At 67.8% G+C, this 22,877-nt stretch carries 18 protein-coding genes and 1 pseudogene; 8 read left to right on the plus strand and 11 right to left on the minus strand.

Annotation, left to right across the window (positions count from 1 at the left end; all coding sequences use genetic code 11):
- Positions 1 to 6 precede the first annotated feature (6 nt).
- From AB4Z09_RS06925 to AB4Z09_RS06955, 7 genes are all read right to left on the minus strand, one after another.
- Positions 7 to 1,650 (minus strand): FAD-dependent oxidoreductase, encoded by a 1,644-nt coding sequence (locus AB4Z09_RS06925; RefSeq protein ID WP_442239415.1) that lies wholly within the window; start codon positions 1,648 to 1,650, stop codon positions 7 to 9.
- A gap of 64 nt (positions 1,651 to 1,714) precedes the next feature.
- Positions 1,715 to 4,993 carry an error-prone DNA polymerase gene (locus tag AB4Z09_RS06930; protein WP_442239403.1) on the minus strand — a complete coding sequence of 1,093 codons (3,279 nt, stop codon included), beginning with the start codon at positions 4,991 to 4,993 and terminating at the stop codon, positions 1,715 to 1,717.
- A 145-nt stretch (positions 4,994 to 5,138) separates the two neighbouring features.
- Positions 5,139 to 6,329, minus strand: a complete 1,191-nt coding sequence (locus AB4Z09_RS06935; RefSeq protein ID WP_442239404.1) for a serine hydrolase domain-containing protein — start codon at positions 6,327 to 6,329, stop codon at positions 5,139 to 5,141.
- Positions 6,330 to 6,447: 118 nt separating this feature from the next.
- Entirely contained in the window at positions 6,448 to 7,437 is a 990-nt protein-coding gene (locus AB4Z09_RS06940; RefSeq protein ID WP_114724232.1) for an AraC family transcriptional regulator, read from the minus strand.
- Positions 7,438 to 7,502: 65 nt separating this feature from the next.
- On the minus strand, positions 7,503 to 8,102 hold the full coding sequence (locus tag AB4Z09_RS06945; protein ID WP_442239405.1) for a GDSL-type esterase/lipase family protein: 600 nt from the start codon (positions 8,100 to 8,102) through the stop codon (positions 7,503 to 7,505).
- A gap of 7 nt (positions 8,103 to 8,109) precedes the next feature.
- Positions 8,110 to 8,931 (minus strand): DUF4261 domain-containing protein, encoded by an 822-nt coding sequence (locus AB4Z09_RS06950; RefSeq protein WP_442239406.1) that lies wholly within the window; start codon positions 8,929 to 8,931, stop codon positions 8,110 to 8,112.
- A gap of 149 nt (positions 8,932 to 9,080) precedes the next feature.
- On the minus strand, positions 9,081 to 10,352 hold the full coding sequence (locus tag AB4Z09_RS06955; RefSeq protein WP_442239407.1) for a globin domain-containing protein: 1,272 nt from the start codon (positions 10,350 to 10,352) through the stop codon (positions 9,081 to 9,083).
- A gap of 221 nt (positions 10,353 to 10,573) precedes the next feature.
- Here AB4Z09_RS06955 and AB4Z09_RS06960 point away from each other — a divergent pair, with 221 nt between their 5' ends.
- The 7 genes from AB4Z09_RS06960 to AB4Z09_RS06990 all read left to right on the plus strand — a co-directional run bounded on the left by AB4Z09_RS06960 (position 10,574) and on the right by AB4Z09_RS06990 (position 17,716).
- Positions 10,574 to 11,497, plus strand: a complete 924-nt coding sequence (locus AB4Z09_RS06960; RefSeq protein ID WP_442239408.1) for a MurR/RpiR family transcriptional regulator — start codon at positions 10,574 to 10,576, stop codon at positions 11,495 to 11,497.
- Positions 11,498 to 11,626: 129 nt separating this feature from the next.
- Entirely contained in the window at positions 11,627 to 12,760 is a 1,134-nt protein-coding gene (locus AB4Z09_RS06965) for an ABC transporter ATP-binding protein (RefSeq protein ID WP_174912163.1), read from the plus strand.
- The gene (locus tag AB4Z09_RS06970; protein WP_174912166.1) at positions 12,753 to 14,108 is read left to right on the plus strand and encodes an ABC transporter substrate-binding protein; all 1,356 of its coding nucleotides are present in this window, start codon (positions 12,753 to 12,755) and stop codon (positions 14,106 to 14,108) included. The genes AB4Z09_RS06965 and AB4Z09_RS06970 overlap by 8 nt, the downstream gene beginning before the upstream one ends.
- A gap of 11 nt (positions 14,109 to 14,119) precedes the next feature.
- The gene (locus AB4Z09_RS06975; RefSeq protein WP_174912169.1) at positions 14,120 to 14,884 is read left to right on the plus strand and encodes a tyrosine-protein phosphatase; all 765 of its coding nucleotides are present in this window, start codon (positions 14,120 to 14,122) and stop codon (positions 14,882 to 14,884) included.
- A 33-nt stretch (positions 14,885 to 14,917) separates the two neighbouring features.
- Positions 14,918 to 15,817, plus strand: coding sequence for a phosphodiesterase (locus AB4Z09_RS06980; protein WP_114724225.1), 900 nt, complete (start codon positions 14,918 to 14,920; stop codon positions 15,815 to 15,817).
- Positions 15,818 to 15,847: 30 nt separating this feature from the next.
- Positions 15,848 to 16,813 carry a carbohydrate ABC transporter permease gene (locus AB4Z09_RS06985; protein WP_429519984.1) on the plus strand — a complete coding sequence of 322 codons (966 nt, stop codon included), beginning with the start codon at positions 15,848 to 15,850 and terminating at the stop codon, positions 16,811 to 16,813.
- A 9-nt stretch (positions 16,814 to 16,822) separates the two neighbouring features.
- Positions 16,823 to 17,716, plus strand: coding sequence for a carbohydrate ABC transporter permease (locus tag AB4Z09_RS06990; protein ID WP_114724223.1), 894 nt, complete (start codon positions 16,823 to 16,825; stop codon positions 17,714 to 17,716).
- Positions 17,717 to 17,739: 23 nt separating this feature from the next.
- Here the strand turns inward: AB4Z09_RS06990 and AB4Z09_RS06995 are convergent, their stop codons facing one another.
- The 4 genes from AB4Z09_RS06995 to AB4Z09_RS07010 form a co-directional block, all read right to left on the minus strand.
- Positions 17,740 to 18,147, minus strand: a complete 408-nt coding sequence (locus AB4Z09_RS06995; RefSeq protein ID WP_114724222.1) for a DUF5313 family protein — start codon at positions 18,145 to 18,147, stop codon at positions 17,740 to 17,742.
- 2 nt (positions 18,148 to 18,149) lie between these two features.
- The gene (locus AB4Z09_RS07000) at positions 18,150 to 19,874 is read right to left on the minus strand and encodes a SulP family inorganic anion transporter (RefSeq protein WP_442239409.1); all 1,725 of its coding nucleotides are present in this window, start codon (positions 19,872 to 19,874) and stop codon (positions 18,150 to 18,152) included.
- Between the two features lie 157 nt (positions 19,875 to 20,031).
- Entirely contained in the window at positions 20,032 to 21,918 is a 1,887-nt protein-coding gene (locus AB4Z09_RS07005; RefSeq protein ID WP_174912181.1) for a phosphoenolpyruvate carboxykinase (GTP), read from the minus strand.
- A gap of 153 nt (positions 21,919 to 22,071) precedes the next feature.
- Positions 22,072 to 22,437 carry an ArsR/SmtB family transcription factor gene (locus AB4Z09_RS07010; protein ID WP_114724219.1) on the minus strand — a complete coding sequence of 122 codons (366 nt, stop codon included), beginning with the start codon at positions 22,435 to 22,437 and terminating at the stop codon, positions 22,072 to 22,074.
- Between the two features lie 301 nt (positions 22,438 to 22,738).
- Between AB4Z09_RS07010 and AB4Z09_RS07015 the strand changes: the two are divergent.
- Positions 22,739 to 22,877, plus strand: a pseudogene (locus AB4Z09_RS07015) (steroid 3-ketoacyl-CoA thiolase); the annotation flags it as partial.

Here is a 22,877-nt window from a genome sequence, read left to right on the forward strand (position 1 = left end):
GGTTCGTCACGAGACGGTGGCCGGCGCGTTCACACGCCGTCCCGCGTCCCACGTCTTGTAGCCGCCGTCGAGGTTGGCCGCGGGCCGACCCAGCTGTCCGAGCAGGCGCACCGCGGTGTGACCACGCTGGCCCACCTGGCAGTGCACGACCAGGTCACCGGCCGGCAGTTCACCGACACGGTCCCGGAGCTCGTCGAGCGGAACGTTGACGGCACCGGGGATGGCGCCGGCCGCGAACTCGTCGGCGGTGCGGACGTCGACCAGCGACGCACCGTCGGCGACCAGGGTATCGAGTTCGTGCCACTGGACGGTGCGGGTGGAGTCGGTGCGCAGGTTGTCGGCGATGTAGCCGAGCATGTTCACCGGGTCCTTCGCCGAACCGAACTGCGGCGCGTACGCCAGTTCGAGGTCGGCCAGATCCGACGCCGTCAGCCCACCGGCCATCGCGGTGGCGATGATGTCGATCCGCTTGTCGACGCCGTCACCGCCCACGGCCTGGGCGCCGAGGATCGCGTCGGTCTCGGGATCGACCAGCAGCTTGATCGACATCTGCTGCGCGCCCGGGTAGTAGCCGGCGTGCGACTGCGGATGGGTGTGGATGGCCCGGTACGGGCGGCCCGCGGCCCGCAGCCGCTTCTCGTTCCAGCCGGTCGCGGTGACGACGAGCCCGAAGACCCCGACCACTGCGGTGCCCGACGACGAGCGCGCGTGCACGGGTCGGCCCGCGATGACGTCGGCCACCAGGCGGCCCTGACGGTTCGCCGGGTTGGCCAGCGGGATCAGCGCTGCGCTGTCGCCGATCGCGTCGTGTTTCTCGACGGTGTCGCCGACCGCGAAGATGTGCGGGACCGAGGTGCGCATCTGATCGTCGACCGCGACGCCGCCACGCTCCCCCAGCTTCAGTCCGGCCATCTTCGCGAGCGCAGTCTCGGGCCGGACACCGATCGCCATGACCACGACGTCGGYCGGGACGGTGCGCCCGTCGGCCAGGTCGGCGGTGGTCGCGTCGATGCGGGTGAGCTGGGTGCCCAGCTCGAGGTTCACCCCGTTCTGGCGCATGCGGTCGGCGACCGGTGCGGCCATCTCGGGGTCGAGGGGCGCGAGCACCTGATCGGCGAGCTCGACGACGGTGACGTCCAGGTCGCGGTGACGGAGGTTCTCGGCGAGTTCGACGCCGATGAACCCGGCCCCGACGATGACCGCGCTGCGCGCCGTCTCCATCTGCCCGACCAGGCGGTCGACGTCCTCGACGTCGCGCAGGATCAGGGCGCGCTCGACGCCGGGCAGCGGCGGCACGATGGGGCTCGCGCCGGTGCTCAGGACCAGTTCGTCGTAGCTCTCGACGTAGGTGTTCCCGGACTCCAGGTCGCGGACCGTGACGGTGCGCGCGTCGGCGTCGATGGAGACGACCTCGCTGCGGACCCGGACGTCCAGGCGGAAGCGGGCGCCGAGACTCTCGGGGGTCTGCAGCAGCAGTTCGTCGCGGTCCTCGATGACGCCGCCCGCATAGTAGGGCAGACCGCAGTTCGCGAACGACACGTGTGCGCCGCGCTCGAACACGATGATCTCCGCCGACTCGTCCAGACGACGCATGCGGGTGGCCGCGGACATGYCGCCGGCGACACCTCCGACGATGACAACCTTCACGATCTACCTCCTCGATGTTGGAGTCGAGCATACCCCAGGGGGTATATGGTGGGGTGTGAAGCTGCTCTCAGCGGAAGTCCCGGGACTTCGTCGGCATCCGCAGGTCCATCAACTGGAGATGGTCCGCGACGATCGTCACCGCACCCTCCGCGTTCTGCACCCGCCCGCGCACCAGCAGCGCCGGGGCACTGTTCGCGAGCCTGCGGTACTTCGCCCACAGGCCAACCGAGCACACGACGTTGACCATTCCGGTCTCGTCCTCGAGATTGACGAAGGTCACCCCGGCGGCCGTCGCGGGTCGCTGGCGGTGCGTCACCGCTCCCCCGACCAGCACCCGGTCCCCGTCGGGGACGTCCAGCAGTCGCGACGCGGGAATCACTCCGAGGGCCTCGAGCTGTGGGCGCAGGAACTCGGTCGGATAGGTGTCCGGCGAGATCCCGGTGGCCCACACGTCGGCGGCGGCGAGTTCGATGTCGCTCATGCCGGGCAGCGTCGGCGCCCGTGTCGACGCCCCCATTCCCGGCAACCGGTCCGGGCGCTCCCCCGCCGCGGCACCCGCCGCCCACAGCGCCTCCCGCCGCGAGATCCCGAAGCAGCCCAGTGCCCCGGACGTGGCCAGCGACTCGGCCTGCGCCGTGCTCAGTTCCACCCGCCCGGTCAGGTTCAGGAACGAGGTGAACGGCCCGTCCTCGTCGCGGGCCGCGACGATCCGCTCGGCCAACGCGGTCCCGATGTTGCGGACCTCCCCCAACCCCAGCCGCACCTCGGTGCCGGCCGCCTCCACCGTCGCGTGCGGGAKGCTCGCGTTGACGTCCGCCCCGTGCACCGTCACCCCGTGCCGCCGGGCGTCGGCCACCAGCGACTGCGGCGAGTAGAAGCCCATCGGCTGCGCCCGCAGCAGCCCGGCACAGAACGCCGCCGGATGGTGCAGCTTGAACCACGACGAGTAGAAGACCAGCGACGCGAAGCTCTGCGAATGACTCTCGGGGAAACCGAAGTTCGCGAACGCGTACAGCTTCTCGTAGATCCGGTCGGCCACCTCGCCGGTGATGCCGTGCAGCTCCCGCATGCCGTCGTAGAGCCGCCCGCGCAGGCGTTCCATCTTCTCCGGTGAGCGCTTGGACCCCATCGCCCGCCGCAATTGGTCGGCCTCGGCGGCGGTGAATCCGGCGACGTCGACGGCCATCTGCATGAGCTGCTCCTGGAACAGCGGAACCCCCAGCGTCCGTTCCAGTGCCTTCTCGAGACACGGATGGTCGTACGTGACGGGTTCGCGGCCGTTGCGGCGTCGGATGTAGGGGTGCACCGAGCCGCCCTGGATCGGCCCGGGGCGGATCAGCGCGACCTCCACGACGAGGTCGTAGAAGTTGCGGGGCTTCAGCCGCGGCAGCGTCGCCATCTGGGCGCGGGACTCCACCTGGAACACGCCCACCGAGTCGGCCCGCTGCAGCATCTCGTACACCGCCTGCTCGGACAGGTCGAGTTGCGCCAGGTCCACGGCGATCCCCTTGTGCTCGGCGACCAGGTCGATCATGTAGTGCAGCGCCGAGAGCATGCCGAGGCCCAGCAGGTCGAACTTCACCAGTCCCACTGCGGCGCAGTCGTCCTTGTCCCACTGCAGGACGCTGCGGTTCTCCATGTGCGCCCATTCCACCGGGCACACGTCGGCGATGGGCCGGTCGCAGATCACCATGCCGCCGGAGTGGATCCCGAGGTGTCGTGGGAAGCCCTCGATCTGGGCGGCCAACTCCAGGACCGCCGAGGGGATGTCGGTGCCGGTCTCCGCGCCGACACCGCTCCACCTGCTGACCTGTTTGCTCCACGCGTCCTGCTGCCCCTGCGAGAAGCCGAGCGCGCGGGCCATGTCCCGCACCGACGACCTGCCCCGGTAGGTGATGACGTTGGCGACCTGCGCGGCGTACTCGCGGCCGTACTTGGTGTAGACGTGCTGGATGGCCTCCTCCCGGCGGTCGGATTCGATGTCGACGTCGATGTCGGGCGGGCCGTCGCGTTCGGGCGAGAGGAACCGTTCGAACAGCAACTGGTTGCGCACCGGGTCCACGTTGGTGATGCCGATCGCGTAGCAGACGGCCGAGTTGGCCGCCGATCCTCTTCCCTGACAGAGGATGTCGTTGTCCTTGCAGAACGAGACGATGTCGTGGACCACGAGGAAGTACCCGGGAAAGTTGAGCCTCTCGATGATTCCGAGTTCGTGTTCGATCTGCTCGTAGGCGGCCGAATTCGATGACGGCGGCCCGTAACGCCGACGCGCACCCCGCATGGCGAGCTCACGCAGCCAACTCGCCTCGGTGTGCCCGTCCGGGACGTCGAACGGCGGCAGTTGCGGCGCGATCAGCCGCAGGTCGAACGCGCACTCGAGCCCCAACTCGGCCGCACCCGACACGGCTTGCGGGTACTGCGCGAACAGTCGCGCCATCTCCACCCCCGACCGCAGGTGCGCGCCGCCGGTGGGAGCGAGCCAGCCCGCCGCCTCGTCGAGACTCTGCCGGGCCCGCACCGCGGCCATCGCCATCGCGAGCCGTCGCCGTGACGGTCCCGCGAAGTGCGCAGCCGTGGAGGCGATCACGGAAAGGCCTTGCCGCCCGGCCAGTTCTGCGAGCCGCGCGTTGATCTCGTCGTCCTCCGGCAGCCCACGATGCGTCAGTTCGACCGTCACCCGATCCGCACCGAAGCGGTCGACGAGATCATGTAGGGCGGCGGCGGCCGCTTCGGGGCCACCCGCCGCGAGCGCGCTCCGCACGTGACCCTTGCGGCAGCCGGTGAGGATCTGCCAGTGCCCGCCGGCGGCCTCCGTGAGCGCGTCGTAGTCGTAGCGCGGCTTGCCCTTCTCACCGCCGGCCAGGTGCGCGGCCGCGATCTGACGGGACAGTCGCCGGTAGCCCTCCTGCCCGCGCGCCAGCACCAGCAGGTGGGTACCGTCCGGATCGGGGATGCCGGTACGCGGCGCCGCGTCGAGCGACAACTCGGCCCCGAACACCGTCCGCATGTTCAGTTCCTTCGCGGCCTCGGCGAATCGGACCACCCCGTACAGCCCGTCGTGGTCCGTCAGCGCGATCGCGTCGAGACCGAGCCTCACCGCCTCCTCCACCAACTCCTCGGGCGGGCTGGCACCGTCGAGGAAGCTGAAGGCCGAGTGCGTGTGCAGTTCCGCGTAGGGAACGGTGGCACCGACGGGCCGGGACGTCGCCCCTCGATAGTCTCCGCGCTTACGGGACCACGCGGGACTGTCGCCGCCGTCGCCCGGGAACTCCGAATCCCGACGCGGCCGCCCCGACAGCACCCGCTCCATCTCCGCCCACGTCGGCGGACCGTTGCCCCATCCCATCCCTCTGCAGCCTTCCCGCAGGCACCAGCCCGCACATCAGGGAAGATGCCGACGAGGAAGACGCATCTTTCGAACTCGTGTTCGATTGATTCGAGTCTGACACGTGCGCCCGGCGGGGTCAACGCGGACCCAGCCGGGCAACCGCCTATTTCCGGTCGAGGCTGCGATAGGTGATGGTCTCGAAGTCGAGATAGCCCCCTATCGACGCCGGGTCGACGAACGGCAGGATCTGCGTCGCCCAGAATCCGGCGATACCGCTGCGTCGGTCGATCCAGTAGTAGAGGTTCGCGAGCCCGGCCCAGCCGAGAGACCCGGCCGGCCGGCCCGTCGGCGCGTCCTCGTCGTTGACCATGAACGTGTACGCCCACGACTTGCGCCGGCCGGGGAAGAACTCCGCGTCGTGCGAGAGTTCGGGCTCGACGCCGGGCAGCATCGTCACCTGCTGACCGTCCAACCCGTTCAGCACGGCCTGCCGCACAGCGTCCGGAGAGAGGACACGCCCGTGCTCACCCGCCCCGTCACCGAGCCACATGCGCAGGAACTTCGTGTAGTCACCGGCCGTCGAGTAGAGCCCGTGCCCACCCATGTGCACCTCGGGATCCTGCGGCAGAACCAGGTCGAGCGGTTCGAGCGTGCCGTCCGCGCCCCGCTGATGGACGGTGGCCCTACGCCGTTCCATCTCCGGGGTCATCGTGAACGCAGTGTCGGCCATCCCCAGGGGGGCGAAGATGCGTTCGGCCATCACGTCACCCAACCGCTCACCTCTGACAGCCTCGACCACGAGGCCGGCCCAGTCGATGTTCGAACCGTACTGCCAGCGTTCACCGGGCTCGAACAGCAGCGGCGTCTCCAACGACGCCCGGGTCCCGGTGATGATGCTGGGCTGACCGTGCTCGACCGCCAGGCGGTGGTAGGTCTCGTCGAAGAAGGAGTATCCGAGTCCCGCGGTGTGCAGCAACAGCATGCGCGTGGTGATCTCACGCCGGGGCGCCCGCAGCACCGGGGCCCCCGACGCATCGAACCCGTCGATCACCTGGAGCTTTCCGATCTCCGGGAGGTAACGTGCTGCCGGCGCATCCAGGTCGACGAGCCCCTCCTCCACGCACTGCAGCACGGCGGTGCCGGTGATCGCCTTCGTCGTCGAGAACATCGCGAAGACCGTGTCGAGGGTCATCGGCTGCTGTGTGCCACCGACCGATCGGAGCCCGGCCGCACCCTCGAACACGGTGCCGTTCCGGTCCGTCAGCATCGCGACCACACCGGGCACCTGCCCGGCACCGCCGGCCGCCGTCACGTCACGCAGGACGGCGTTCAGTTCCGAATCACGTTGGCCCATGGTTTTTCTCCTGTCGGCGAGAAGTCGTTGCAGGAGAGCAACCTACGAGGATCTGCGCGGCACCCATGTCCCCGATCGGCAACACCCGTCCCGAATCGGCAGCCGTTCGTGAGCCGCGTCACCCCTGCGCGCGACTCAGGGTGTCCGACGGATTCTCGCCGAATCGCCGCCGGTAGGCGGCTGCGAACACACCCATGTTCACGTACCCCCACGCACCGGCGGCGGCAGCGACCGTGGATGTCGACGACGACAGTTCTCGCCGCACCCCCTGCAACCGCTGCTCCCGCAGACAGTCTCGCGGCGTGATCCCGAGGTACTCACGGAACGCGCCGGACAGGGCACGCACGCTGACACCGACCGACCCCGCAACCTCCGACACGGTCGGTAGGTCCTGCGCATTGTCCTCGATGTAGCGCACGGCGCGCCGGACATAGCCCGGGGCACGCACACCGCTGGTCGACACCGGATCGATGCCGGCGTCGGCGGCCCACTCGGCGAGCAGCTGCGCGGCGATCAGTTCCTGCAGGTTCAGCCGGACACGTTCGTGATCGACCAGGTTCCGTGCACTCGACAGGGTGCGAGTGACGTACTCCATCAACCCGAGCCACGGGCCGCCCGGCCCACCGATGACGCACTTGTGCCGCCACAATCGGTCGTCGGGCATCCACCCCCACCAGCTCAGTGCCAGATCGGCGAGCATTCGGTGCGGAATCGTGAGGTTCAGTTGCAGGTGCGCGGCGTCCGCGTCGAACCGGTAGTCGACCCGACTGCAGTCGGCGACGAAGGTCTCCCCGGTCGTCAGATCGACACTCGACTTCGCAGTGATCTCGTGCCGCGTCCACCCGGCGAGTGTGGTGAGCACCAGGATGTTGCCCGCCTCCGGGGCGAACTCGCCGATCGTCACCGGGATTCCGTAGCTGAACCGGGTCAACGTCATCTCACCGATCTCCGCCGAGAACATGCTGGACGCAGGGGCGAGCGCGCGGCCGACCGGTCGCACCTCGTACGGCATGTAGACCGCGTCCGACCACTGCTTGATCTCGTCCCAGTCGGTGACCAGTCCCGCCGCCCGCTCATCGCGGGTCCGGGGATCGAATGTCGATGACACACCGGGAGCATAGGCAGCTTCGCCCCGACCGGGAACCTCCTCGGCGTCCCGGCGCCGTTCGCGGATCAGGAATCGGCGATCCACGTGTCCCAGGCAGGCCGGGTCAGTTCTGCGAGCTCCCGGTACCCACCGCTGTCCGGGTGTGCGCCGTCGCCGTTGCGTACCTCCTCCGCCCAGACCGCGTTGCCCGACAACTCCGCGAACACCGCGACGTACGGCACCCCGGCACCGAGGCACACGTCGGCGAAGGATCGGTCCAATCGTGCCGTCYGCTCGTTCTGCCCGACGTCCGCGATCGGCGGCGGTCCGACGACCAGCGCCCGCCACCCGACGCTGCCGCATTCCTTCAGTACCGCGGCCAGATTCTCCACGGACCGGGCAGGGTCGACCCGCACCGATCCGTTCTCGACGGTCGTGTCGTTGACGCCGAACGAGAACACCACGCGCCCTTCGCAACCGGACGGCAGTCGGGGCGTGCACTCCCCCAGCCAGCGGTCGCGGATCTCGCTCGACGTCTGCCGGCGCACCCCGAGGTTGTAGGCCGTCAGACCCGCCCGCGCCGTTCCCGCCGCGAGTCGGCCCGCCCACCCCAGGTACTCGGAATCACCGACCCCCGCAACGAAGGAGTCGCCGACGAAACACACCCGCACATCATTCATAGCCATGATGATGTCAGCGTCGACGTCCGAACCAACCCCGCTTGCGCTTGCTCTGCCCGGCATCGAACCTCAGCCGTAGGACGGTGCGTTCGGGATCGATGTCGCTCGGGGCGTGATCGACGACGATCTCGGCGACCTCGGTGCTCCCGATCGTGTCGCCGTCGTTGATGACGGGGCCTTCCTCGAGAAGGTACGAGGTGATGCCGGTGAGACGGTCGAACGTGTCGCCGGCGGACTCGGGGGTGTCCGGGATCTCGATGTCCGGGAGGTCGAGCATGTCGAGACCTCGTGTGTGACCGGTCATCACGCCGTCGGGGCGCCGGCCGACGTTGATCGCGACCCAGGCGAGCAACGGCGGCTCGGGCAGCACGTCCTTCACGAGGTCACGGAACAGTGCGGGCAGGATGATGTGATTCGCACTGCCGAAGTACACGGCGCGGATGGTGCCGCTGAGCGCGACGAGCGACGCGACGACACGGGACAACAACACCGCGTCCGCGATCGCGTCCTCGTCGGCGCTTCCCGGACGGAGCACGGTGACGATCGTGTGCGCGGTGTAGTCGGTAGGAGCGGGCACCTCCTTCGGCCACAGCCGACTGTGCCCGGCGATGTCGGCGACGTCGTCGCCCACCGGGGAAGGAACCGTGAGCAGCGCAATCATCCTGCCGTCCAGGTCGAGACACACCGGCCCGTCCCGGTCTGCGGACTCGTCCCGATCGACGGCAAGGCCGGAGAGGTCGACGTCCGGCCAGTCCAGCCGCATTTGCGCGGCGAGCGCTTCGGCAGTGACGTCGGCGTCGAGCCGGTCCTGGAACAGCATCGCGAGCGCGGGCATGGGCTCCCTCGGAGAATCGTGTGCGTGTCGACGCGATCGGCGACCGCACAGGATGCTTCCAGGACCGCGTCGCGCTACACCCTATCCGTGGACCGGACATCCTCGACATTCTGCCCACGCGGCGGACAGCCGACGACCTCGCGACCGAATCAGTCGAACCCGAACCACGAATCCGGCGCGAACACCTCGTAGTGGACCTTCTCCGGCGAAATACCTTTGACGACAGCGATCCTGCGAACCTGTCGCATGAATCGCGGTGATCCGCACAGGTATACCTCAGCGCCGCTGTCCCATTCGCGGTCACGCAGAAGTGGCACCGCCTCCTCCGCGTCGTCGACGTAGTACGTCTCGAGCCACGAATAGCCGGGATACGCCTCGAGGAGACCGAGGATCCGACTCCGATGAGCGAACGACTGCTCGTCCTTGTCGACGTGCACCACATAGACCGGCCGGGTGTCCCGCACGGCGATCATCTCCTGCAGGATCGCGACGGTCAGCGACGAGCCGACACCGGACGAGCCGAGCACGACCGGGTTGTCGTTCCGGACCGGGTACGCGGTCCCGGACGGGATGGACACCACCAGCGGATATCCGATCCCGGCCTCGGCGATCAGCTTGTTCGACACCAGACCGCCCGGCATGGGGTCGACGGTAATCTCCCACGTGTCCGGCTCGTCCCCCGACATCACCGTGTACTGACGGATCTGCCGAGCGCCGTCGCCGACGATCATTGCGACCGAAATATACTGTCCAGCAGAATAGTTCACCATCGAAACACCCGTACCGCCTGCCAGCGTGAACGTCCACACTCCCGGCGCGACCTCATGGCGACCGACCACCGTGAGCACATGCCACACGCGTCCTGCCGCAACCTCGGCCCGGTCGTACATCGCCGCTTCCTGCGCGATCAGCGAGTCGGCCATCAGCCAGTACACCTCGTCCCAGGCAGCCGCGACCTCCGGGGTCACGGCGTCACCGAGCACGTCGCCGATGGCCCTGAACAGCGCCCGGTGCACCAGGTCGTAGTGCACCCGCGAGATACCCAGGGACGCATGCTTCGCGGCGATCCGCGACATCACCCGGTCGACCGGCGGTGCATCCTCGGTGACCAGCAGGGTGGCGAACGCCGCGATCGAACCGGCCAGGGCCTTCTGCTGCTCGCCGTTCGCCTGATTGGACCTGTTGAACAGGTCGGACTCCAGCGCGGGCACCCCGTCGAACAGATGACGGTAGAAGACCTCACTGATCTCCCCCAGGTGCTCCCCCACCACCGGCAACGTAGCCTCGATGATCGGAAGCGAGTCCGGCGACAGCAGAGACGAATTCGGTGCGGACGCCCTCCCGGTTCCGGTGTCGCCGGCGCCCACGACGACGGAGGGCGCGACAGTGGAGATGCCGACGGGGGCGACTACGATAGACATGAGGAAATCAGAGACCTTTCGGGACCGACCGGTTACCGCAATACAGCATCACCGATCCCCCCACGACAGGCAATTTGTGAAGTTCGGGGCAATTGCCCGGTTTAGATCGGCCTGAGCGCCCACTCTTCGTCCCGATCCGCGGGATCCCGTCTCGAACCCGCGGGAACGGGCGCTCAGGCCGACAGGATCAGCCGTTCACCGGCGTGTGTTATCCAGAAGCCATGAGCGCAGGTTCCCCCGAATCAGAGTCAGCTTCCGGCACGCAGTTTCCGATCGGCACGACGACCGCGACCATCCGGGCGATGGCGGCAGGGCTCGCGCCGAGCGAACGCCGCGTCGCCGACGTGTGCGTGGAGCGGCCGCGCGAGGTGGCGTGGTGGTCCGCGGCGGATCTCGCGGAGGCGGCATCGACGTCGACCGCGACCGTGGTGCGCGCGTGCCAGAATCTCGGTTTCACCGGCTTCCAGCACGTCCGGATGCTGCTACTGCGCGACCTCGGCGCGGAGACCTCCACGACGCCGCAGGACGCCTCGCCGCCGGGCAGCATCGGCGTGCTGCAGGCGATCGTCTCGGAGGTCGGTTCGGACCTGTCCGGAGGTCTGGCGCCGCTGTCGGAGAAGTCCTTCGACGACACGGTGCGCGTACTCGCGAACGCGCGGCGAATCTTCGTCGTCGCGAACGGCGGCTCGGCACCGGCAGCCGCCGCCTTCGCGGTTCGGATGCTGGTCAACGGCAGGATCGCCGAGGCACCCACCGACACCGTCGTCCAACTGTTCGCGGCACGGACCCTGACCGCCGACGACGTCTGCGTCGCGGTCAGCGACTCGGGCATGAACGCGTACACGATCGACGCGACGAGGGCCGCCCGCGCGGCCGGCGCGTACGTCGTCGGCGTGACCGGCCATGCCCGGTCCACGTTGGTCGAACTGTCGGACTCCGCGCTGGTGATCGGGAACGGGTCGGGCCCGTACGCCGGGCACGGGGTGTCGGCGACAATCATCCAGCTGACGTTCCTGTTGGGGCTACAGGTCGCGGTGTCCGAGGTCGACGGGGCGACCACCGACGCCGCCACGAAGAGCATGGAACACTTTGCCGCCCTGATGAATCCGCCGATCATCGAGAACGAGCCGACGGACCGCATCTAGCCCACCAAACCTCATCGTTCGTTGCTGGACCATTCAGTTCACGTTCACCTTCGACTGGCTAACTACTCGATGTAATGAGAATTCCGAATCGAGCCGATTCGGGTAATCACGTTTCATCGGGAGAGGGTCATGGGCAGTATTCGAATCGAGGGCCTGGGCAGGAGCTTCGGCGGCGTCACCGCCGTCGACGACATCTCGATGGAGATCCAGGACGGCGACTTCCTGGTGCTCCTGGGCCCCTCAGGCTGCGGCAAGACCACGCTCCTCCGAATGATCGCCGGACTGCTGGAGCCGACCAGCGGACGCATCGTCCTCGACGGCGAGGACATCACCTCGGCGCCCGCGCGCAAGCGTGACGTCGCGATGGTCTTTCAGAACTACGCGCTCTACCCGCACCTGTCGGTGGCCCGCAATCTCGGTTTCCCGCTCAAGGTGCGGAAGGTCGAGAAGAGTCAGGCCGCGGAACGGGTCGACGAGGTCGCGCGCCAACTCGAGATCGCGCACCTGCTCGACCGGAAGCCGAAGGAACTGTCGGGCGGCCAGCGACAGCGCGTGGCCGTCGGGCGCGCGATCGTCCGCAATCCCAAGGCGTTCCTGATGGACGAACCCCTGTCCAACCTGGACGCCAAGCTGCGGACCGCGACACGACGCGAACTCACCGATCTGCACCGACGACTCGGCGCGACGTTCGTGTACGTCACCCACGACCAGGTCGAGGCGATGACGATGGCGACCCGGATCGCGCTCCTCAACGGTGGCGCCGTCGAACAGATCGGCACCCCGGAGGAGGTCTACGACCGCCCGGCCTCGGTGTTCGTCGCCGGCTTCCTCGGCAGCCCCGCGATGAACCTGCTCGACGCCACGGTCCGCACCGTCGACGGCGCCGTGTGCGCCCTCGCCCCCGGCATGCGTGCGGACCTGTGGCCGGGCGAGACCGAGGACCTCGACGTGGTCCTCGGCATCCGTCCCGAACACCTTCGCGTCGGCGACAACACCGAATCCGTATGCCTCACCGCGACTGTCGATTCCGTCGAGAACCTCGGCAGCGAGGAGATCGCGTACTGCACGGTCGGCGACACGACGGTGTGTGTCCGGTCCCCGCGGCCGATCGCGATGAAGCCCTTGCAGATCCTCACCCTGACCGCCGATCCGCAACACGTGCACCTGTTCGACCGCGCGAGCGGTCGGCGAATCGAGTGGATCGATGTACCCCAGCACACCGACGTTCCTGTTTCTTCAGCTAGGAGCTTGACCCATGCGTAGACGCACCACCGGCCTGGCGCTGCTGTCGCTGGCCGCCCTCACCCTCACCGGATGCGCCACCGGCGCCGGCGCCTCGAGTTCGTCGTCCGACGGCGTCGTGCCCGAACTCGACCCCGACCAGAAGGTCGAGATCACCTTCGAGTCCTACAACCTGACACAGGCAGGTCCGTGGACGGACACCATCACCGGATTGATCGCCGACTTCGAGGCCGAACATCCCAACATCGATGTCAAACCCCAACCACCGCAAGGAACATCGGCCGCGGGAAGCGGAACGGCGAGCAGCGTGCAGACCCAGTTGCTCGCCGGAACCCCGCCCGACGTGGCGCAGTTGACCTTCGACACGCTCGACTTCGCCGTCAACGAGCTGGGTGCCCGTTCCCTCGACTCGATGGTCGGCGCCGATGCCGTCGACGAGCATCTCGCAGGCGCGCACCCCTATCACCCGCGGGCCGCGACCCTCGGCGACTGGGAGGGCCAGACGTACGGCATGCCGTACGTCTTCTCCACCCCGGTCCTGTTCTACAACGCCACCGCGTTCCAGAAGGCGGGCCTGCCGGCCGACACCGAACTGTCGACGTGGACCGATGTCGCGGCGGCCGCGAAGAAGATCACCGCGACGACAGGCAAGCCGGCGCTGACGATCTCGTGCGCGGTCAAGGGCGGCAACTGGTGCATGCAGGGACTGTTCCGGTCGGCCGGCGGCAATGTGCTGTCCGAGGACCGCAGCACCGTCGAGTTCGCGAGCGACGATTCGCTCGCGGCGGTGCAGATGCTGCGCGACCTGTACGACCAGGGCGTGCTCGCCAACCAGGACTCGGCGGGCCAGATGGAGAGCTTCATGAAGGGCGACAGCTCGATCCAGCTGCAGTCCTCGGCGGTCCAGGGCATGCTGCTGGGCGCGTCGAAGGCCGCCGGCTGGGAACTGCGGGCCGCGGCGATGCCCGCGTTCGCCGGCGGCGAGGCGGTGCCCACCAACTCCGGCTCGGCGCTGTTCGTGTTCTCCCAGGATCCCGCGAAGCAGCGCGCATCGTGGGAGCTGATCAAGTTCATGACGAGCGATCACGCGTACACCGAGATCTCGTCCAAGATCGGCTACCTGCCGCTGCGCACGTCGCTGACCACCGACCCCACGGCACTGAAGGCCTGGGCCGACGGCAACCCGCTCCTCGCCCCCAATCTCAAGCAGTTGGACCGGCTCGAGCCGTGGCAGTCCTACCCGGGCAACAGCTACGTTCAGATCGACGACATCCTCGCCACCGCGATCGAGGAGTCGGTCTTCTACGGCAAGGACCCCGCCTCCACGATGGCCGCTGCCCAGCAGCGCGCCCAGGACCTGATCGGCTGAGTGAAACGAACATGACGACCAACCTCGACCGCACCCCGTCCCGCCGCCTCCCGGCCCGCGGTGTGCACAACCTCCGCGATGTCGGCGGATATCCGACAGTGTCGAACCTGACGACCAAGTGGGGCAAGCTCTTCCGCTCGGACGCCCTGCACGGAATCGACGCCGACGGCCGGGCCGAACTGGCGGGCCGCGGCCTGGCGCTCGTCATCGACCTGCGGGAGACGGACGAACGGACCAGCGCACCGAACGCACTCGACGGCGTCGGGCACCGCGAGGTGCACCTGCCCGTCTACCGCGACGGACTCGGCACCCGCGGCGCGACCTACACCGCCGAGACCCTAGACCTCGGCGGGATCTACACCTGGATGCTCGACGACCACGGCGCCGCCCTGACCGACGCCGTCCGCCTCATCGCCGACTCCGGAAGCGACCCGGTCCTGGTGCACTGCACCGCCGGCAAGGACCGCACCGGCCTTGTGATCGCCCTGGCCCTGGCGGCCGTCGGCGTCGACGACCGCGACATCGCCGCCGACTACTCCCTGTCCGAGCTGATGCTGGCTGGCGAGTGGGTGGACGCGATGACCGCCGTGATGGCGGCGCGCGGCCTGCCCGCCGGAACCGACATCACCCAGATCGTCGCCTCCAGCCCGGCCCCCCTGATGCTCGCCACACTCGCGTCACTGCGCGAGCGCCACGGCGACGTGCCCGGCTACCTGCGCGCGCACGGCATGACCGACACCGAACTCGACAATCTGCGCGTCTGCCTCCTCGGCTGACCCCCACCCTCACGAACCCGAAGGAAGACAACCATGTCCACGAACGGACAGTACGGCGCCACCGAACACTTCGTCCTGCACATCAGCGACACCCACTTCGTCGGCGACGGCGAGTTGCTCCACGGCAGCGTCGACAGCGACGCCAACCTGGGCCGCCTGTTCGACCGCCTCGACCGCGCCGGGCAGCGACCCGAGGCGATCGTGTTCACCGGCGACCTCGCCGACGCCGGCAACCCGCAGGCGTACGCCCGGCTGCGGGACATGGTCGAGCCTGCAGCGGAGAAGCTGGGCGCCCAGGTGATCTGGGTGATCGGCAACCACGACAGCCGGCCCGAGTTCCGTGCGGGCCTGCTCGGCACCGAGCCCACACAGGAGTCGGTGGACATGGTCCACGACATCGACGGCCTGCGGATCATCGCGCTCGACAGCACCGTTCCCGGCCACCATCACGGCGAGATCACCGACGAGCAGATCGATTGGCTCCGTGATGTTCTCGCGACTCCTGCCCCGCACGGGACGCTGCTGGCGCTGCATCACCCGCCGGTGCCGAGCCCGCTGGAACTGCTCGAGTCCGTCGAACTGCGCGACCAGCACCGACTCGAGGACGTGCTGCGCGGCACCGACGTCCGCGGCATCCTCGGCGGCCACCTGCACTACTCGACCACCTGCACCTTCGCAGGCATCCCGGTGTCCGTCGCATCGGCCACCTGCTACACCCAGGACCTGTTCCCTGCGGGCGGCGGCATGCGCGGCCAGGACAGCGGGCAGTCGTTCAACCTGGTGCACGTGTACTCCGACCGGATCCTGCACACCGTCGTACCGGTCGAGGAGGGCCCGACGCTGTACGAGGTGACGATGGAGCAGCTGCGCTACTACCAGTCGCTGTCCCCCGAGGAGCAGCTCGCGGTCATGGCCGACGCGTCGAACCACTGATCCGACCCCGAAACCGATTGCGAGTATTCGATGTTCGTCGAAGTTCCGGCGAGCGCTGAGCCGCGGAGCGTCACCCCGGCCCTGCCTGTGCAGGCAGGGCCGGGGTGGCGGTCACGCGCAGCACGGCGCGCCGTCCCCTACATGTTCCTGCTGCCCGCGGTCGTCCTGCTCGTGATGTGGACCTACAAGCCGCTCGCCGAGACGGTGGGGCTGTCGTTCTACAAATGGAACATGATCCCGACCAGCCCGAAGACGCCGGTCGGCCTGGACAACTACGTCACCGTGCTCTCGCTCCCCGAACTGCACCAGGCACTGTGGAACACCGCCCTCTACATCGGCGCGTTCATGGTGTTCTCCCTGGTTCTCCCGCTCGCGATCGCGCTCCTGTCCGCCCGGGTGAGCGGCCGGGCCCGCACGTTCTACCAAGCACTGATCTTCGTCCCGTTCCTCGTGACTCCCGTTGCGAGCAGCGCCATCTGGCGCTGGCTGTTCAATCCCGACAACGGCATGATCGCCCGCATCTCGGCGACGATGGGTCACGACCTCGGCAACGTGTTCCGTGATCCGAAGCTCGCGCTGATCGGCGTGGTCGTGATCGTCGGATGGCAGATGCTCGGCTTCGGCGTTCTCGTCATCTCTGCGGGAATGGCGGGGATCAGCCCCGACTACGGCCACGCGGCCGCGCTCGACGGCGCCACGCCGTCGACGATCACGCGCCGGATCACGCTGCCGCTGCTCTCCCCCACCCTGCTGTTCCTGGCGATGATGACGATCCTGCTCAGCGCGCAGTGGACCTACCCGGTGATCGACGTCCTCACGCAGGGCGGACCCAGCGGCTCCTCGACCAACATCTACTACCTGTTGTACGAGTTCGGTTTCCGCAACTTCGATGCCGGCATGTCGGCCGCCGCGGGCACCCTGTTCTTCCTCGGCTTCGGCGTCATCGCGCTCGTGTTCGTGCGGCTGACCGAGCGCCTGAGCTTCTACGACAACTAGGAACCAGTCATGGCCTTCGTCCTCCTCGACCCGCCCAAAGTGCCCACTGCAACCAACGCACCCACCGCGCCGTCCGGATCGCCCGAACCACAGCGCAGGAGCGGTCGCCGAGTCGCGCTCGGTCACGTGGCGCTCGCAGCGCTCGCGGTGTTCAGTGTCTTCCCGGTGTACTGGATGTTCGCCACCGCGTTCCGCCGACCGGAGGACACGTTGTCCGGCAGCCCGGTCCCGTGGCCGCTGAGTACCGAGAGCTTCCGGTACGTGTTCGACACCATCCCGATGCTGTCGATGCTCCTCAACACCTTCGCGATGGCGTTCGTGGTCGCGGTCAGTCAGCTACTGGTAGCCCTGCTCGCGTCGTACGCGTTCGCACGCTGGGACTTCGTCGGCAAGCGCCTGCTGTTCCTTCTGTTCGTCGGATCCTGGCTGGTGCCGTTCCAGGTCACGATGATCCCGAACTACCTGTTGATCTCGCAGATGGGCCTGCTCGACACCGTGGCCGGCGTGGTGATCCCCAACCTGTGCTCGGCGTTCGGCGTCATGCTGCTGCGCCAGCACATGGAGGCATTCCCGCGTGAGCTGCTCGACGCGAGCGAGATGGACGGGCAGGGTGCGTGGGCGTCGCTCTGGCGTGTGATCGTGCCGAACATGCGACCGGCACTCGCGGCCCTGGGCATCATGCTGTTCATCTCGGCGTGGAACGAGTACCTCTGGCCGTCGCTGATCCTGCGGAACTCCGATGCCCTGGTGCAGATCGGTATCCGCAGCTTCCTCGGCGCGGAGGGCAACAACTGGGGCGCGGTGATGGCCGCCTCCGGCATCGCATGTCTGCCGATCTTCCTGATCTACATGTTCCTGCAGCGGCACGTCGTGGACGCCTTCGTGCGATCCGGGTTGAAGTGACCGGCGCCTGACAGCGCAGGTGGTCAAGCTCCGTGGCGGTAACGCGATTCGTAGGCGTCTCGTTCCTGGCCGAGTCGCTGTTGTTTGTGGGCGTTGAGCAGTTCCGGGTCGAGACCGTGGCTGACGAGGCGGTGTCGAAGGTAGATCGCCTTCAGCGCCAGCAGGAAGTACACGAAGGGCAGAAACAGCAACAGCACCATGCCGATTCGGATGATCCACGGTCCGGGGATCAACAGCAGGGCAACCAGGATCGGGACCAGCGGAACCAGGCAACGGACCGCGTAGCGCCGGGTGGCGCCMGGCCCGGTGATGTCCCGTACAACCCACTCGTGCAGGTGGTCGGGAAGCGTCCTGCCCAGGATGTAGCCGAGGCGCTGACCGCCGGTGGGCGCCGGCGAACTCGGCCTCGCCGGAAATGTGCTGTGTGTCATCGTCAGTCCTCGCTGGCAATCGTTGGATGGCGGGTATCGGCGAAGACGATTGCGCGTGCGTGCTCGATCGCTTCGGGGGTGGTGGCGAAGAGTCGGCGGCTCTCGCCGTCACTGGTGGTGAACACGCCGAGCGCGGCCAGGGGGCGCAGATGCTCGGGTTTGGCACCGGCGATCAGGACGGTGATCTGACGATTCTCGAGCTTCGCGATGACGTCCTGGAGTACGAGGGTGCCGGTGGCGTCGAGGGCGGTGATCCGCGACATTCGCAGGATCACCACCTTGACGTCGGAGACTTCGGCGAGTTCGAGCAGGAATCGATGCGCAGCGGCGAAGAACAGGGCGCCGTCGATCCGGTACGCGACGATGTGCTCGCGCAGCAGTTCGTGTTCCTCGGCCAGGTGATCGCCGGTCTCGTCGAGCGGGACCTGTTCGATGCGGGCGGAGCGCGCGACTGCACGCAGCGCAAGGATCGCGGCGAACCCGACGCCGACGGCAACAGCCGCGACCAGGTCGAACACGACGGTGACCAGGAACGTCGCCACCATGACGATCGTGTCGGCCCTGGTGGCGCGCACGATCGCGAGAATGGACGCGGTCTCGACCATCCGGACAGTGGTAGCCAGGAGAACTCCGGCGAGTGCGGCCAACGGGATCTCGGCGACCAGTCCGGCGGCGAGGTAGACGATGGCGGCGAGGATTGCCGCATGGGTGAGCGCGGCCAGGCGCGTGCGGGCACCGGATCGAACATTGACCGCGGTCCGGGCGATCGCCCCCGTGGCGGGCACTCCGCCGAAGAGGGGTGCGGCGATGTTCGCCAGGCCCTGACCGAGCAGTTCACGGTCCGGGTTGTGGCGTGTTCCCACCGCCATCGAGTCGGCGGCGGTCGCGGACAGCAGCGATTCGAGGGCGCCGAGGGCTGCGACGGCGAGGGCGGGCGCCAGCAGTGAGGTCACCTCACCGGGATGCAGGAAATCCACGGACGGGGCCGCGAATCCGGAAGGGATGGAACCGATCCGCGCGAGATCGAGGTGGAACAGCTGCGCCACGATCGTGGCGACAGCGACCGCCAGAAGCGAGAACGGCACTCGGGGCAGGTAGCGGCCGCCGACGAGGATCACGGCGGCCACGCACAGCGCGGTCGCTGGAGTCAGGACCGACGGGTTCTCCAGGTAGCGGCGAACAGCGTCGAAGGCGCTCTGCCACACCTTCTCCCCCTCCGCGCCCGAAACACCGAGCGCGGCCGGAACCTGCTGCAGGGCGATGACGACGGCGATGCCCGCGGTGAACCCCTCGATCACCGGGGCAGGCACAAAGCGCACGGCCCGCCCGACGCCCGCGAACGCCAGCAGCACCAGGATGATGCCGGCGATCAAGCCGACAGCGAGCACGCCGGTCGGCCCGTACTGGGCGACGATCGGGACCAGGACGACGGTCATCGCACCGGTCGGCCCCGACACCTGGAACCGCGAACCGCCGAAGACGGCGGCGACCACACCGGCGACGACCGCTGTCGTCAAACCTGCTGCGGCGCCGAGACCGGAACTGATTCCGAATCCCAACGCGAGTGGCAGCGCGACGAGCGCGACGATGAGTCCGGCGAGTAGATCGGCGCCCGGCGCGCGGACAGCGGGGCTCCAGTCGCTCCAGCGCGGCATCAAGACGACTACGGCGCGCGCGGCGTCGGCGACGCGGCCGCCGGAGGCAGGAACGGAACGAGGTTCAGACATTCACGGTGATCCTGGTAGATGGGCTGAGGGTGGCCCGACCCGAGTCGAGATCGGTTCGGCTCGGGTCGGGCCGAGAAGGCGTGGAGCGCAGGGGGATCGACGTGACGCGCTCCACGCCTCGTCATGGACGGGGCGTTCTACCCCGATTGCGGGCGAGTCACCGCTCGTCGCGACGAACCCGGCTGAAGTGCTCGTCGCGCACCGGCACCGGATCACCGAGCAGGTCCCTGCCGGACAGTCGCAGCTTGAGGGCCGCGAGTTCATCGCGAAGCGCGTCGGGCAGGGTGTTGCCGCCGATGGTGGCGAACCACTCGTCGATCAGTCGAGTCTCGGTGATCCACTCGTCGGGATCGACGTTCAGCGCCGCCGCCACCTCGGCCTTGTCGACCGTCAGGCCATTCAGGTCCAAGTCGTCGACGGCGGGCACGTTCCCGATCGGCGTCGCCTCGGCCCCAGCCGCGCCGTCGATCCGGCGCAACGCCCATTCGAGGATCCGGGCGTTCTCGCCGAACCCGGGCCACAGGAAGCGTCCGTCGTCACCGCGGCGGAACCAGTTGACATAGAAGATCCTCGGAAGCAGCGACGGGTCGGTCTTGGTGCCGATGTCGAGCCAGTGCGCGAAGTAGTCACCGACGTGGTAACCGAGGAACGGCAGCATCGCCATCGGGTCACGGCGCACCACACCGACGTTGCCGGTGGCCGCGGCGGTCGTCTCCGACGACAGGGTGGAGGCGAGGAACACGCCGTGCTGCCAGCTCGAGGCCTCGGTGACCAGGGGAACGGTGGTGCCGCGGCGGCCGCCGAAGAAGATCGCCGAGATCGGTACGCCGGCGGGGTCGTTCCATTCCGGCGCGACGGTCGGGCACTGCGCGATGGGGGTGCAGTACCGGGAGTTCGGGTGGGCCGCAGGCTCGCCGGAGTTCGGGGTCCAGTCCCGACGCCGCCAGTCCGTCAGATGTGCGGGCGGTTGATCGGTCATGCCCTCCCACCAGATGTCGCCGTCGTCGGTGAGCGCGACGTTGGTGAAGATCGAACTGCCTCGCTCGATGGTCGCCATCGCGTGCGGGTTCGTGTGCGCGCCGGTGCCCGGTGCGACACCGAAGAACCCGGCCTCCGGGTTGACGGCGTACAGCCGACCGTCCTGCCCGAATCTCATCCAGGCGATGTCGTCGCCGATGGTCTCGGCGGTCCACCCGTCGAGGGCGGGCTCGAGCATCGCGAGGTTCGTCTTGCCGCACGAGGACGGGAACGCCGCCGCGATGTAGCGGACCTCGTGCGAGGGAGAGGTGAGCTTGAGGATGAGCATGTGCTCGGCCAGCCAGCCCTCGTCCTTGGCCATCTTCGACGCGATCCGCAGCGAATAGCACTTCTTCCCGAGCAGTGCGTTGCCGCCGTAGCCGGAGCCGTAACTCCAGATCATGCGTTCCTCGGGGAAGTGCGAGATGTACTTGGTGTGATCGCACGGCCACGTCGCGTCTGCCTGGCCGGGGCGCAGAGGGGCCCCGACCGAATGCAGGCATTTGACGAATTCTGTTCCGGCGGTGAGCTTGTCCCACACCGGCGCACCGGATCGGGTCATGATCTGCATCGACACGGCGACGTATTCGGAGTCGGTGACCTGAACACCGAACTTCGGCTCAGCGGCGTCCAGCGGACCCATACAAAAGGCGATGACGTACATCGTGCGCCCGGCCATGGCCCCGCGGTACTGCTCGGTCATCACCGTCTTCATGTCGACGGGGTCCATCCAGTTGTTGGTCGGCCCGGCATCGGACTGCGATGCCGAGCAAATGAACGTGCGGTCCTCCACCCGCGCGACATCCGCCGGGTCCGAGGCACACCAGAACGAATTGGGTTTGCCCTCGAGTCGAACGAAGGTGCCCTTGTCGACCAGTAGCGCGGTCAAACGGTCCCATTCGGCGGCGGAACCGTCGCACCACACCACGTTCTCCGGTTCGGTGAGTGCGGCGACATCGGCCACCCACGAGACGATCTCCGGGTGTCCGGTTGCAGTGCATGCCGATCCGGCAGGGGTACTCGTCATGACGTCTCTCCTCGTCCAGGGCTCGTGAACCGACCACCCGACGACGAGGCCGGCTGCATGTTCACCACGATCGATATCGAATCACAGAAGATAAGAAGTTTAGAAAGTTCGCAACTAGTGAGTAGCGGTGGACCGCCCGAAGAAGACATCAACTCAGCCCCGCGACTCGCCTGACAGCACCGACACCTGGGGGGCCTCCTCGAGAAGCTCGGCCTGGCCGGCGACCACACCGGTGAGGATCTCTCGCGCGGTCTTCAACAGTTCGGCAACTCGGGGTGAGGTCAGCGCATACGACACCGACAGCCCCTCCCGCCGGGCCGTGACCAATCCTGCCCGCCGGAGGATCGATAGCTGCTGGGACAGGTTCGCCGGCTCGATTCCAACCTCGGGCAGCATTTCGGAAACGGCATGCTCGCGCTCACTCAACAACTCGAGAACCCTGATCCGGGCTGGATGCCCGAGGGTCTTGAAGAAATCAGCCTTCATCCGATACAGCGGCTGGTGCGAGTTCGCGACCATGTCACCTCCTGTCGTGCCCATTGAAATCAGCAACTCTCCACCGAGAGGTGCACACCCTGCCCGGACAGCACGGCAGACCCGCCGTCCGCAAACTATGCTACACATTAATGCACTACTTGCGAATCTTAGCAATTTGCCATGCCTCATCTGTCGCCACCCGTCGGCCACCACCACAGGTCGTCCCCTGCTGTTCCAATCCAGCCCTGGATATCTCCCGAATCCTCTTGCCATATCGACTTTTTGATGTGCCGCTGATATGAAGAACACGTTCTAGTAGGTAGACACACGGAGGTTCTTCGCCATGGGCACACCAGTAATCGTCGAGGCAGTTCGCACACCGATCGGGAAGCGCGGTGGCTGGTTGTCGGGCCTGCACGCGACCGAGATCCTCGGTGCCGCACAAAAGGGAATCGTCGATCGCGCGGGGATCGATCCGGTAC

Source organism: Rhodococcus sp. TAF43, from assembly GCF_052113525.1.
Lineage (GTDB): Bacteria > Actinomycetota > Actinomycetes > Mycobacteriales > Mycobacteriaceae > Prescottella.

Excerpts from the sequence above, each read along its gene's own strand:
- AB4Z09_RS06970 (WP_174912166.1), top strand. The coding sequence starts at position 12,753 with ATGCGTAGACGCACCACCGGCCTGGCGCTGCTGTCGCTGGCCGCCCTC.
- AB4Z09_RS06955 (WP_442239407.1), bottom strand. The coding sequence starts at position 10,352 with ATGTCTATCGTAGTCGCCCCCGTCGGCATCTCCACTGTCGCGCCCTCC.
- AB4Z09_RS06985 (WP_429519984.1), top strand. The coding sequence starts at position 15,848 with ATGTTCGTCGAAGTTCCGGCGAGCGCTGAGCCGCGGAGCGTCACCCCG.
- AB4Z09_RS07000 (WP_442239409.1), bottom strand. The coding sequence starts at position 19,874 with ATGTCTGAACCTCGTTCCGTTCCTGCCTCCGGCGGCCGCGTCGCCGAC.
- AB4Z09_RS06980 (WP_114724225.1), top strand. The coding sequence starts at position 14,918 with ATGTCCACGAACGGACAGTACGGCGCCACCGAACACTTCGTCCTGCAC.
- AB4Z09_RS06975 (WP_174912169.1), top strand. The coding sequence starts at position 14,120 with ATGACGACCAACCTCGACCGCACCCCGTCCCGCCGCCTCCCGGCCCGC.
- AB4Z09_RS06965 (WP_174912163.1), top strand. The coding sequence starts at position 11,627 with ATGGGCAGTATTCGAATCGAGGGCCTGGGCAGGAGCTTCGGCGGCGTC.
- AB4Z09_RS06990 (WP_114724223.1), top strand. The coding sequence starts at position 16,823 with ATGGCCTTCGTCCTCCTCGACCCGCCCAAAGTGCCCACTGCAACCAAC.
- AB4Z09_RS07005 (WP_174912181.1), bottom strand. The coding sequence starts at position 21,918 with ATGACGAGTACCCCTGCCGGATCGGCATGCACTGCAACCGGACACCCG.
- AB4Z09_RS07010 (WP_114724219.1), bottom strand. The coding sequence starts at position 22,437 with ATGGTCGCGAACTCGCACCAGCCGCTGTATCGGATGAAGGCTGATTTC.
- AB4Z09_RS06960 (WP_442239408.1), top strand. The coding sequence starts at position 10,574 with ATGAGCGCAGGTTCCCCCGAATCAGAGTCAGCTTCCGGCACGCAGTTT.
- AB4Z09_RS06950 (WP_442239406.1), bottom strand. The coding sequence starts at position 8,931 with ATGCCCGCGCTCGCGATGCTGTTCCAGGACCGGCTCGACGCCGACGTC.
- AB4Z09_RS06935 (WP_442239404.1), bottom strand. The coding sequence starts at position 6,329 with ATGGGCCAACGTGATTCGGAACTGAACGCCGTCCTGCGTGACGTGACG.